The 11816-nt window shown below is 72.1% G+C and carries 9 protein-coding genes; 6 read left to right on the top strand and 3 right to left on the bottom strand.

All coding sequences use genetic code 11. The features are described from left to right. The 3 genes from CCN44_RS18820 to CCN44_RS18810 form a co-directional block, all read left to right on the top strand. Positions 1-588 (top strand): ABC transporter ATP-binding protein (locus tag CCN44_RS18820; RefSeq protein ID WP_086698336.1); only part of this gene is annotated, 588 nt, incomplete at its 5' end. A 30-nt stretch (positions 589-618) separates the two neighbouring features. Then, positions 619-1626, top strand: a complete 1008-nt coding sequence (locus CCN44_RS18815) for an ABC transporter substrate-binding protein (protein ID WP_086698335.1) — start codon at positions 619-621, stop codon at positions 1624-1626. A 42-nt stretch (positions 1627-1668) separates the two neighbouring features. Next, entirely contained in the window at positions 1669-2748 is a 1080-nt protein-coding gene (locus CCN44_RS18810) for an NAD(P)-binding domain-containing protein (RefSeq protein ID WP_086698334.1), read from the top strand. A 12-nt stretch (positions 2749-2760) separates the two neighbouring features. On the opposite strand, the gene mltG is transcribed toward CCN44_RS18810, so the two are convergent. Together mltG and CCN44_RS18800 are read right to left on the bottom strand one after the other, a co-directional pair. Further along, complete coding sequence (mltG, locus tag CCN44_RS18805) at positions 2761-3660, bottom strand: endolytic transglycosylase MltG (RefSeq protein WP_059247904.1); 900 nt, start codon at positions 3658-3660, stop codon at positions 2761-2763. A gap of 43 nt (positions 3661-3703) precedes the next feature. Continuing rightward, on the bottom strand, positions 3704-5506 hold the full coding sequence (locus tag CCN44_RS18800; protein ID WP_086698333.1) for an ABC transporter ATP-binding protein: 1803 nt from the start codon (positions 5504-5506) through the stop codon (positions 3704-3706). A gap of 114 nt (positions 5507-5620) precedes the next feature. Here CCN44_RS18800 and CCN44_RS18795 point away from each other — a divergent pair, with 114 nt between their 5' ends. Then, the gene (locus CCN44_RS18795; protein WP_086698332.1) at positions 5621-6070 is read left to right on the top strand and encodes a MarR family winged helix-turn-helix transcriptional regulator; all 450 of its coding nucleotides are present in this window, start codon (positions 5621-5623) and stop codon (positions 6068-6070) included. A gap of 136 nt (positions 6071-6206) precedes the next feature. Here the strand turns inward: CCN44_RS18795 and CCN44_RS18790 are convergent, their stop codons facing one another. Further along, on the bottom strand, positions 6207-7817 hold the full coding sequence (locus CCN44_RS18790) for a peptide-N4-asparagine amidase (protein ID WP_237482479.1): 1611 nt from the start codon (positions 7815-7817) through the stop codon (positions 6207-6209). A 190-nt stretch (positions 7818-8007) separates the two neighbouring features. Between CCN44_RS18790 and CCN44_RS18785 the strand changes: the two genes are divergently transcribed. Both CCN44_RS18785 and CCN44_RS18780 read left to right on the top strand, forming a co-directional pair. Continuing rightward, positions 8008-9537, top strand: a complete 1530-nt coding sequence (locus CCN44_RS18785; protein WP_237482480.1) for a M1 family metallopeptidase — start codon at positions 8008-8010, stop codon at positions 9535-9537. A gap of 261 nt (positions 9538-9798) precedes the next feature. Beyond that, the coding region (locus CCN44_RS18780) for a peptidoglycan recognition protein family protein (protein ID WP_107502083.1) at positions 9799-11816 on the top strand (2018 nt) is incomplete at its 3' end.

Raw genomic sequence — 11816 nt, 5'->3', positions numbered from 1 at the left:
GGCAAGTCGACCCTGCTGCGCATCCTCGCGGGTCTGGACCGGGACATCGAGGGCACGGCCCTGGTGCCGCGCCGCCGGGCCGTCGCCTTCCAGGCACCCCGGCTCATGCCGTGGAAGAAGGTGTGGCGCAATGTGCTGCTGGGACTGCCGGGCAGGCCGGAACGGGCCCGTGCGGAGCGCGCGTTGGACGAGGTCGGTCTCGGCCACCGCGCCCACGCCTGGCCGAAGACCCTGTCCGGCGGCGAGGCCCAGCGCGCCTCCCTGGCCCGCGCCCTGGTCCGCGAGCCCGACCTGCTGCTGCTGGACGAGCCGTTCGGCGCCCTCGACGCCCTGACCCGGATCCGGGCCCAGCGCCTGGTCGGTGAGGTGTGGCAGCGCCGGGGCTGCGCGGTGCTCCTGGTCACGCACGACGTGGAGGAGGCGGTGCTGCTCGCCGACCGCGTCCTCGTGATGGACGGCGGCCGGATCGCCCACGAAGAGCCCGTCGGCCTGGACCGGCCGCGCGAGATCACCGACCCCCGGTTCGCCGCCCTGCGCGCCCGACTGCTCGAACTGCTCGGCGTCGACACCGCCGCCGAAGCCGCCTGACCGCCCGCCCGCGCACACGAACGGAACCCCATGCGACGACGACTCCTCCCCGCCGCGCTGCTCCTGCCCCTCGCGCTCCTGCTCACCGCCTGCGGCGGGAACTCGTCCGCCGGCACCGACACCGACGGCACGGGCTCCGTCACCCTCGACGTCGGTGACCAGAAGGGCGGCTCGGAGGCCATCCTGCGCGCCGCCGGGGAGCTGGAGAACCTGCACTACAAGATCAAGTGGTCGACCTTCACCTCCGGCCCGCCGCTGCTGGAGGCCGTGAACGCGCGGGCCGTCGACATCGGCGGGGTCGGCAACACCCCGCCCGTCTTCGCGGCCGGAGCCGGCTCGAAGATCACCGTCGTGGCCGCCTGGCACGGCACCTCAAGGGGCGACACCATCCTCGTGCCGAAAGGCTCCGCGCTGACCCGGCCGCAGCAGCTCAAGGGCAGGTCCGTCGCCGTCGCGCAGGGTTCCTCCGCGCACTACCAGCTGATCGCCTCGCTCCGGGCGGCCGGGCTGAGCCTGTCCGACGTCAAGGTCACGTACCTCCAGCCGGCCGACGCGCTCGCCGCGTTCACCTCCGGCAAGGTCGACGCGTGGGCGGTCTGGGATCCGTACACCTCGCAGATCCTCCAGGCCGGGCAGGGCCGGGTGCTCACCACCGGCGACGGCGTCACCAACGGCCTCACCTTCCAGGTCGCCGCGCCCGCCGCGCTGAAGGACCCGGAGAAGGCCGCAGCGATCAAGGACTACCTGGCGCGGCTGCGGCGGGCCACGGCCTGGGTGTACGACCACCAGGAGGAGTGGGCCAAGGTGTGGGCGAAGGACACCGGGCTGCCGTACGAGGTGGCGCTGGCCTCCGTGAAGCGCACCAACTCCACCCGTGTCGCGGTCGCCGTCGACAAGCCGCTGGTCGCCTCCGAGCAGCGGATCGCCGACGCGTTCACCGAGCTGAAGCTGATCCCGAAGAAGGTGGACTTCGCCGACTTCGTGGATCCGCGGTACAACGGGGACCTGCCGCCGTCGACGACCCCGGCCAAGGACTGAGCCCCCGGGAAGATCCACGCGCGGCCCCTTGTTAGTTGAGGTGTGAACAAGGTCCGTGAGGTCGAGGTTGTCGTCATCGGCGCCGGTCAGGCCGGTCTGGCCGCCGCCTACCACCTGCGGCGCACCGGCTTCGAGCCGGACCGCGACGCCGTGGTCCTCGACCACTCCCCCGGGCCGGGCGGCGCCTGGCAGTTCCGGTGGCCTTCGCTGACCTTCGGCAAGGTGCACGGGATGCACGCGCTGCCCGGCATGGAGCTGACCGGCGCCGACCCTGCGCGCCCCTCGGCCGAGGTCGTCCGGGAGTACTTCGACCGCTACGAGCGCACCTTCGACCTGCGGGTGCGGCGGCCCGTGGACGTGCGCGCGGTGCGCGAGGGCACCGGGGGGCGCCTGCTCGTGGAGACGTCGGACGGCACCTGGTCGACGCGGGCACTGATCAACGCGACCGGCACCTGGGACCGGCCGTTCTGGCCGCGTTACCCGGGCCAGGAGACCTTCCGCGGGCGGCAGTTGCACACCGCGCAGTACACCGGTCCGGAGGAGTTCGCCGGGCAGCGGGTCGTGGTCGTGGGCGGGGGCGCCTCGGGCACCCAGCACCTGCTGGAGCTGGCGCCGTACGCCGCCGCGACCACCTGGGTCACCCGGCGGCCCCCGGTCTTCCGCGAGGGGCCGTTCGATCAGGACGCGGGCCGTGCGGCCGTCGCGATGGTGGAGGATCGGGTGCGGCAGGGGTTGCCGCCGAGCAGTGTGGTCTCGGTCACCGGGCTGCCTCTGAACGACGCGATGCGGCAGGGTCTCGCGGACGGGGTCCTGGACCGGCAGCCGATGTTCGACCGGATCACCCCGGAGGGCGTGGAGTGGCTCGGGGAAGGCCGGCGGGTGGCCGCCGACGTGATCCTGTGGGCGACCGGGTTCCGGGCCGCGCTCGACCATCTCGCTCCGCTGCGGCTGCGCGAGCCGGGCGGCGGTATCCGGGTGGAGGGCACGCGCGCGGTCGCCGATGCGCGGATCCACCTGGTCGGCTACGGGCCCTCGGCCAGCACCATCGGGGCCAACCGGGCGGGGCGGGCGGCCGTCCGGGACATCAGGCGGCTGCTCGCGCAGGAGGCGATCGCCGCGTGACGGCCCGCCGGCTCAGTTGCCCGACGGCTCCGGGGAGGCCGGGGACGACACCAGCGGGCCGCTGCTCGGCGGCTGGGTCGCCGCCGCTCCCCGGTGGAGGGCGTTGAACTCGGCGACGTTGCGCAGGTGCTCGTTGTAGTTGGCGGTGAAACGCGTGTCCCCGGGCGCGACCGTGACGAAGTAGAGCCAGTCGCCCGGCGTCGGGTTGAGCGCGGCGCGCATCGCGTCCTCGCCGGGGTTGTCGATCGGCGTGGGCGGCAGACCCATGCGCTGGTAGGAGTTGTACGGGCTTTCGAGCCGGGTGCCGCTCTGGCCGGTGTTCACGGTGTCGTGGTTCAGCGCGTAGTGGACGGTCGAGTCCATCTGCAGGGGCATGCCGCTGTTCAGCCGGTTGAGGATGACGCGGGCGACCTTGCCCATGTCCGCCTTCGTCGCGGCCTCGGCCTGGACGATGCTGGCGATGGTGACGGCCTGGTAGACGTTCATCGCGTTGCGCTGGGCGCCGGCCGCGACGGGTGCGCCGTTGAACTTCTTGTCCGCGGTGTCGACCATCAGCTGGAGCAGGGATTCGGGTGTCGCCCCCTTCTGGACGGGATACGCCGCCGGGAAGAGATAGCCCTCCGGGTTGCCGCCGGCCTCGCTCGGCAGTTTGAGAGCGGCCTTGTCGAGGGACTTGCGGGTGCTGCCCGGGGGCAGCTCCAGGGCCTTGTCGATCGCGTCGTAGATCTGGTCGGCGCGCCAGCCCTCCGGGATGACCAGCGTGGCGGGCTGCGCCTGCTCGCGGTCGGCCCCCAGCGTCAGCAGCGGCACCGCCACGGCGGTGCCGGCCACGACGGCGCCGGCCACGACGACGGCGAGTCTGCCCCGGCGGGTCAGTCGGATCGTGCTCCGTGGCGGAGTGTTCGTCTGCATGCGGGCACGGTAATACGCATATCGTCATAAACCCGGCATATGTTCAGTTTGTCGGTTGCAGTTGCGCGTCCCGGCGCACCAGGGCCGCGTACCGGCCGTCCCGCTCCAGGAGTTCCCCGTGGGTGCCGCGTTCGGCGACGCGTCCGGACTCCAGGACCACGATCTGGTCGGCGTCGCGGACGGTGGACAGGCGATGGGCGATGGTGATGGTGGTGCGGTCGGCCGAGAGGGCGTCGATGGCGTCCTGGACGGCGGCCTCCGTGCGGGTGTCGAGGGCGCTGGTCGCCTCGTCCAGGATGAGGACCGGCGGGTCCCGCAGGATGGTCCGGGCTATCGCGAGCCGCTGCTTCTCGCCGCCGGAGAAGCGGTGGCCGCGTTCGCCGACGACCGTGTCGTAGCCCTCGGGCAGGGCGGCTATGTGGTCGTGGATCTGGGCCGCCTTGGCCGCCGCGTGCAGCTCCTCGTCGGTGGCGTCCGGCTTGGCGAAGCGCAGGTTGTCGGCGACCGAGGCGTGGAAGAGGTACGTCTCCTGGGAGACGACGCCGACCGCGCGCGCGAGGGTGTCGAAGTCGAGGTCGCGTACGTCGACGCCGTCCAGCGTGACACGGCCGCCGGTGACGTCGTACAGACGGGGCACCAGGTAGCCGAGCGTGGACTTGCCGGCGCCGGTCGGGCCGACGACGGCGAGGCTGCCGCCGGCCGGCACGGTGATGTCGACGCCGTCGAGGACGGGACCGCCCTTGTCGTCGTACCGGAACTCGACGTCCTCGAAGCGGACTTCGCCCTTGATCCGGTCGAGGCGGACCGGCCGCTCGCGCTCGGTGATGTCGACGGGCAGGTCCAGGTACTCGAAGATGCGCTGGAAGAGGGCCAGCGAGGTCTGGATCTGGACGCCGGTCGCGAGCAGGCTCACGGCCGGGCGGAACAGGCCCTGCTGGAGCGAGACGAAGGCGACGATGGTGCCGAGGGAGATGTCGGGGCCGCCGAACCGGAGGGCGAGGCCGGCGGTCCAGTAGATGACGGCGGGCATCGCGGCCATGACGATCGTGATCACGGCCATGCGCCAGCGCCCGGCCATGTTCGCTCTGACCTCCAGGCCGACCAGGCGCTCGGACTCCTGGGCGAAGGACGCGGTCAGCGAGTCGGAGCGGCCCATGGTGCGGCCGAGCAGGATGCCGCTGACGGAGAGCGACTCGGTGACCGTGGCCGCCATCGCGGCCATCTGTTTCTGCCGCTGGGTGGTGATCCTCTTGCGTTCGTTGCCGACGCGGCGGCTGATCCACACGAACACCGGCAGCAGGACCAGCGAGACGATCGTCAGCCGCCAGTCCAGGGCGATCATCGCGACGACGGTGGCGGTCACGCTGGTGGCGTTGGACACCAGGGAGGTGGCGGTGGAGGTCACGGTGGCCTGCATCCCGCCGATGTCGTTGGCGATGCGGGACTGCACCTCGCCGGTGCGGGTGCGGGTGAAGAAGGCCAGGGACATGCGCTGCAGCCGGCCGTAGACGGCGGTGCGCAGGTCGTGCATGACCCGCTGCCCGACGGTGGTCGAGATCAGCGTCTGCAGGACGCCGAAGACGCCGGACAGGACGGCGCTGAGGATCATGCCGAGCGCGAGCAGGCTCAGCAGGCCGGTGCGGCCCTGCGGGATCGCGACGTCGAGCGTCTCCTTCAGCAGGAACGGCGTGGCCACCGAGACCAGTGACGAGGCGCCGACGAGCAGGCCGACGATCGCCAGCCGCCCGCGGTAGGGACGGAAGAGCCGCAGGATGCGGCGCACCTGCCGGGGCTGCTCGCCGGCGTCGGCAGGTGGGGTCCAGGAGTTTTCACGGTCGGGGTGCATGGGCTCCTACGGCGGTGACGGACGCCGGTCAGGGGTCGGCCGACGATGACGGAACGGATCGTAGCTCATTGTTACCTATACTCACAATGAACGGCATCCTGATATTGTTCCCGCATGACCACCCCCGATCCCGACGGCCTGCTCGCCGAGCAGTTGCTACGGCTCACCCGCCGGGTGCACCGCATCCAGAAACGCCATCTGGAGGAGCGCGAACTGGGCGTCACCCCGGCCCAGTCCCGGCTGCTGCGCACCCTCGCGCACTACGCCTCCCCGCCGCGCATGGCCGACCTGGCCGAGCGCCTGGAGGTCGTGCCCCGCGCGGTGACGACGCTGGTCGACGGGCTGGAAGCGAGCGGCAAGGTACGGCGGGTGCCGGATCCGGCGAACCGGCGTGTGACCCGGATCGAGCTGACGGACGAGGGGCACGCGACCCTGCGCGAACTGCGCGGCGCCCGCCGTTCCGCGGCCGAGGAGATACTGGCGCCGCTGACGGAGAAGGAGCGCGCGGTGCTCGGCGTCCTGCTGGACACGCTGATCGACGGGGACGCCGCCAACCGCTGCTGACCGGCCCCGATCAGGGCCTGGAGTCCGGTCCGCCCGAAGGCCTGGAGGTCGCCGCCTTTGGCGATGCCGGCGGCGACCACGCAGAACAGCAGCGGCGAGATCAGCACCCTCCGCACCGCCACACTCCCCGCCGGTCTCAGCAGCGGCTGCGGTCCTCCGTGAGCACCCCCTGAACCGTGGTCAGGGAACGGTCGTAGCAGCCGTCCGAGCCGAGGAGGCGGTAGCGCTCGGTCGACGTGCCGACCGCGTGCCGCTGGTCGCGCGGAACGTCGGTCGTGTACGCGGCGTCGCCGCTGTAGGTGTCGTCCAGCCGCGACCACGCGATGCGCCGGCCGCCCTCCCGGACCACCGAGGAGGCCCGGTCGCCGAGAGTCAGGACGGTGCGCAGCCGCGCGTCGGAGCCGAGGGTGACGGCGCCGTTCATGGTGTATGTCCGGTGCGTGTGCGTCGTCCGGGCGGGACCGTGGCCGGCGGTCCGGACCGTCTCGTCGTCGGTCCAGGTCGCGTCGAGTCCGTCCGTGGTCTCGCCGTCGGTCCAGCGGTGGACGGAGGAGTTGGCGAGTGTGCGGGTGACGGTGGTGGTCACCCGGCCGTGCGAGGTGTCCAGGTATCCGGAGACGGTGAGCCGGTGCCCCGCCTCGGTGCGCACCCGGTGCTCCGCGCCGGGCGTGTAGAGGGAGGAGTCGGCGAGGTCGGTCGCCTTGTCCTCGATGAGCGCGCCGGGCACGTGGGCGCGATGCGGGTCCTGCCAGACCAGGACGTTCACCGGGGTGCTCCAGCCCGACTGCCCCGCGGGCACGCCGGCGACGGACACCTCGACGCGGTGCGGGCGCCCGTCGTTGAGGAGGCCGGCGAAGGGGGTGAGGTCGTACTCGACGGGCCGGACGTCGAAGGCGCGCGGGGCCGGGACGACGTACCACAGGAAGGGGTTGGACCAGCCGCCCGTCCACACGTGCGGGAACGGCGCCGCGATCCCGGCGAGCCGGCCGTCGACGGTGATCTGCACCTCGCGGTACGGGCCGCGGTCGGCCTTGCACGAGTACGGCGCCGGGGCGGCCACGGTCAGGTACCAGAACTCCTCGCACCCGCCGCCCGAACCGGTCGCGTACACCTCGGCGACGATCCGTTCGCTGTTGCGCGGGGTGGTGAGCGTCGTACCGGCGGGCGTGTCGGCGAGGGTGAGGACACGGTCGGGGGCGGGGGTCTCGGGACGGCCCGTATAGAAGGTGAGGGTGACGTGGACGTCGATGACACCGGTGTACGTGTCGTCCACCACGTTGCCGATGAGCATCTCGACGTCGCCGGAGGCGCGGAAGGTGTCGCTGTAGCGGGTGACGTCCTTCTCCACGTGCCACGCGATGCCGTCGGGTGAGGGCTCCGGCGTGGAGGTGCGCAGGATCTCGACCCCGCCGACGTGCAGGTAGCCGAGCCGGTCGTACTGACGGCCCTTCACCTTGCCGTCCAGGCGCAGGACGACTTTGCTCCAGCGGTCGCCGCACCCCTCGGGGGGCGTGTACGTGCCCCGGTAGGGCGTGAAGTCGCGAAACTGCGCGTCGGCGAGGGTGACCCGGCAGGACGTGCTGTGCGGCCGGTCGACGGGCGGGGCCGCGGTCATCGGGTCGTGCCAGTCGGTGCCGAACTCGGCCGGCACTTCGGCGGCTTGGGCCGTCGGAGCACCGGTGCCGAAGAGCGCGCTCACCAGGAGGGTCGCTCCCGCGAGCATGGACATGACCATCCGTCTTCTCATGGGCGGTGTTCTACGGCGAGACGGGCCGCCCCGCAATGACGCCTCGGCAGATCGGCGCGATACGGACGCCCGGCGACGCCGTCCCGACGAGCACCGGAGGAGCACCGGAGGAGACCCGAGGACCGTCCCCCGAGCACCCGACGAAGGAACATTTAGTGATATACACGGACCTTACTGGCATAGTGCGCTCATGGAGATCGCAAAGGGGTCACTCTCCCGTCGCTCGGTCCTCACCCTCACCCTCGGCCTCGCCGGAACGGGCGCGGTGGCCGGTGCCGTCATCGTCACCGGCATGCTCCCGCGGGGCTCCGACGGCTCGCCCGCACCCGGTCCGGCCGCCTCGTCGGGCCCGGCCCCCGCCCCCGGCGCGCCGGGCATCGGCGACCCGCTCATGCCGCTCGCCGGCAACGGCGGCTACACCGTCCGCCGTTACACACTGGACTTCGACTGGCGGGCACCACGGACGCCCTTCGAGGCCGGCGCCACCATCAGCGCCACCGCCACGCAGGCCCTGTCCCGCTTCGACCTCGACTTCGCGGGCAACGCGCTGCACCGCGTCACCGTCGACGGCGCACCGGCCGCCGCCCGACGCGACGGCGACGAACTCGTGGTCACGCCCGCCCGGCCGATCCCCCGCGGCACCGCCTTCACCGTCCGCGTCGCCTACACCGCCGACCCCACGCAAGGACGCCATCGCGACGACGCGATCCAGGACTACGGCTGGGTCCCCACACCCGACGGCACCATGGTCTGCGCGCAGCCCGACGGAGCCAGAATGATCTTCCCGGCCAACGACCACCCGAGCCTGCGGGCACCGGTCACCTTCCACGTCACCACACCTCCCGGGCTCAGCGCGGTGGCCAACGGGCGGCTCACCGGCACCGTACGGCGGCCCGACGGGCGCACCCGGTGGACGTACGACTCCGAGCATCCGATCGCGCCCCAGCTGGTCCAGCTGGCGATCGGGCGGTTCACGTTCGTCGACGGCAGGGGTCCGCGCGGGCTGCCCGTCCGGGACGTGGTCCCGGAGCACCTGGTCTCGGACACCGAGGAGTACCGCTCGCTGACCCCGGATCACCTGGCCTGGCTGGAGCGCCGGCTCGGCCCCTACCCCTTCCGCCGCTACGGCGTGCTGGTCGGCGACACCGACCTGCCGGTGGCACTGGAGACCCAGTCGCTCTCCGTCGTACCGCGGGACGACCTGCTGGGCGACCGGGTCGACGCCGAACGCAATCTCGTCCACGAGCTGACGCACCATTGGACGGGCGACAGCGTCGCCATCGAACGATGGTCCGACCTGTGGCTGAGCGAGGGTCACGCCCGTTTCTACGAACGGCTGTACTCCGCCGAGCACGGCGGCGTGAGCCTGGAATCCATGATGCGGGCCGCCTACGAGCAGCACGACCAGTGGCGGCACGACGAAGGGGCGCCTGCCGAGCCCACCGACGCGACGCTCTTCAAGGTGATGCGGTACGACGGCTCGGCGCTGGTGCTGTTCGCACTGCGGGAGAAGGTCGGTGAGGAGACCTTCGACCGGATCGAACGCACCTGGGTGACCGAGTACCGGGGCCGCACGGCCGGCACCCGGGACTTCATCGCGCTCGCCTCCCGGGTCGCGGGCGAGGACCTGACACCGTTTCTGAAGCCGTGGCTGTACGGCCCGCACACCCCGCCCATGCCGGGCCACGCCGACTGGCAGGTGGACCCGGTGGAGGAGTGAGCCGTGTGCGGTCGCGCGTGGTTGCCCCAGGCAGCGGAGTCACTGCCGCCGACCGGGTGGCCTCAGCCGGACCGCTGGTCCACCCCGGTGACGCTCGCCACGACACGGCGCGCCAGGCACGGAAACGTACGAGGGGTGGCGCGACGGGCAACTCGTTTGCCCCGGTTGCGATCGAGCGTGGTTGGGAGAGCCTCTGCGATGAGAAGAAATGTTTCTGCACATGCCCCCGGGGCCATCCGGAGGTGCCGCCGTACCGCTTGTGTGATCGCGGGTGCGGCCCTGCTGCCGCCGCTGCTGATCCTCCCGATGTCCGGCACCGACGACGCGGCGGACCGGCGCCTGCAGGACGCCTTCACGAACGCCGCGCGCGAGTTCCATGTGCCGCGCAGCGTGCTCATGAGCGTCTCGTACATGCAGTCGCGCTGGGACTCCCACCCGGGCGCGCCCAGCGTCACGGGCGGCTTCGGTCCGATGCACCTGGTGGACGCCGACCGCGTCCGGGCCGCGACACCCGCACCCGACCCGCACGCACGGCTCGATGGCCATGACCGTCCGCGCACGGGTGCGGCGGGGTCCCCCACCGCCGTGGGTGACTCGGCCGGCCACGCCGTGCAGCCCGCGGACCTCCAGCACGCGGCACGCCTGATCCAGGTCCCGGCCGGGCGCCTGCGCACGGACGCCGTCGCCAACGTACGCGGTGGTGCGGCGCTCCTGGCCGCCACGCAGCGACAGCTCGGCAAGCCCCTGAGCGACGACCCGGCGGACTGGTGGGAGGCGGTGGCACGCTTCCCGGGCACTCGTGACGTCACGTCAGCCGCGGCCTATGCCGACGACGTGTTCGCGGTGATCCGGCGGGGAGCGCATCGCACCACCGCCGAGGGACAGGACGTCGCCCTCCCCGCCAACCCCGCCGTCCGGCCGCATCCGCGCGCCCCCCAGGCCCAGGGCCCGCAGCGGCCGAAGCAGGTCGAGTGCCCGGCCGAACTGGCCTGTGACTGGCTCGGCGCGCCGTACGAGGAGATCGACGACAGCTCGTACGGCAACCACGACCTCGCCGACCGGCCCAGGGACCAGCCGATCGAGTACATCGTCATCCACGACACCGAGGCGGAGCTGCCGAGCATGTTCCAGACGGTGCAGGATCCGACGGAGTCCTCGTGGCACTACTCGATCCGCTCCAGCGACGGGCATGTCACCCAGCACGTCCGCACCAAGGACGAGGCCTGGCACTCCGGCAGCCAGTTCGTGAACGCCCGGTCGATCGGCATCGAGCACGAGGGATTCCTCACCCAGCCCGGCACCTGGTACACGGAACGGATGTACCGGGCGTCGGCGCGCCTGGTGCGGTACCTGGCGCAGAAGTACGCCATTCCGCTGGACCGGCAGCACATCTTCGGCCATGACAACGTGCCGGCCCCGACCGCCGACACCATCCCCGACATGCACGACGACCCCGGCCCCTTCTGGGACTGGCGGCACTATTTCGACCTCCTCGGCGCGCCGCTGCGCGCCACTGCGGGACCCGACAGCGACATGGTGACCATCCTGCCGGACTACGCCAGTCACAAGCCGCCGTTCACGGGCTGCACCAGCAGTGGTTCACCGTGTCGGCCGCACGGCTCCAGCGCCGTGCGGCTGCACACCGAACCGAACGAGAACGCTCCGCTGATCCAGGACCCGGGCCGGAAACCGGACGGTGAGGAGTCCACGGAGGACGTCAACGACCTGGGGTCCCGCGTCTCCGCGGGGCAGACCTTCGCCGTCGCCGACCGCAGCGGCGACTGGACGGCGATCTGGTTCCAGGGGCGGAAGGCCTGGTTCAAGAACCCCCGGAACCATCCGACCGCCGTCGGTGCGGCCGGGCGCATGGTCACGCCGAAGGACGGCCTGGACGAGATCCCGGTGTACGGGCGCGCGCTCCCGGAGGAGGAGGCCTACCCGGACGACGTGGACGGGCCGACCGAGTCGCCGCTCCCCTACGGCTTCCTGGCGGGCCAGCGGTACGTGACGCAGGCCGGCGTCGGCAGCTCCTACACCGCCAAGTCCTTCAGCGACACGCCCAACCCGGTGGTGTGGGGCCGGGAGCGGTACTACGAGATCCAGTTCGGCCACCGGCTGGCGTACGTCCGGGCCAGCGACGTGGACGTGGTCAGCTCGTCGAGCACGGCGGCCGGGAGCGCGGGAGCGTCGGGGCGGCCGGCCGAGCCAGTCGCGCCGGCCGAGCCAGTCGCGCCGGTCGCGCCGGTCGCACCGGTTGATCCGGTCGCACCGGTTGATCC

This window comes from Streptomyces tricolor, assembly GCF_002155905.1.
GTDB classification, from domain to species: Bacteria; Actinomycetota; Actinomycetes; order Streptomycetales; family Streptomycetaceae; genus Streptomyces; species Streptomyces tricolor.
This window is presented reverse-complemented; position numbering and strand designations above follow the sequence as displayed.

Excerpts from the sequence above, each read along its gene's own strand:
- CCN44_RS18800 (WP_086698333.1), bottom strand. The coding sequence starts at position 5,506 with ATGCACCCCGACCGTGAAAACTCCTGGACCCCACCTGCCGACGCCGGC.
- CCN44_RS18795 (WP_086698332.1), top strand. The coding sequence starts at position 5,621 with ATGACCACCCCCGATCCCGACGGCCTGCTCGCCGAGCAGTTGCTACGG.
- CCN44_RS18785 (WP_237482480.1), top strand. The coding sequence starts at position 8,008 with ATGGAGATCGCAAAGGGGTCACTCTCCCGTCGCTCGGTCCTCACCCTC.
- CCN44_RS18790 (WP_237482479.1), bottom strand. The coding sequence starts at position 7,817 with ATGAGAAGACGGATGGTCATGTCCATGCTCGCGGGAGCGACCCTCCTG.
- CCN44_RS18815 (WP_086698335.1), top strand. The coding sequence starts at position 619 with ATGCGACGACGACTCCTCCCCGCCGCGCTGCTCCTGCCCCTCGCGCTC.
- mltG (WP_059247904.1), bottom strand. The coding sequence starts at position 3,660 with ATGCAGACGAACACTCCGCCACGGAGCACGATCCGACTGACCCGCCGG.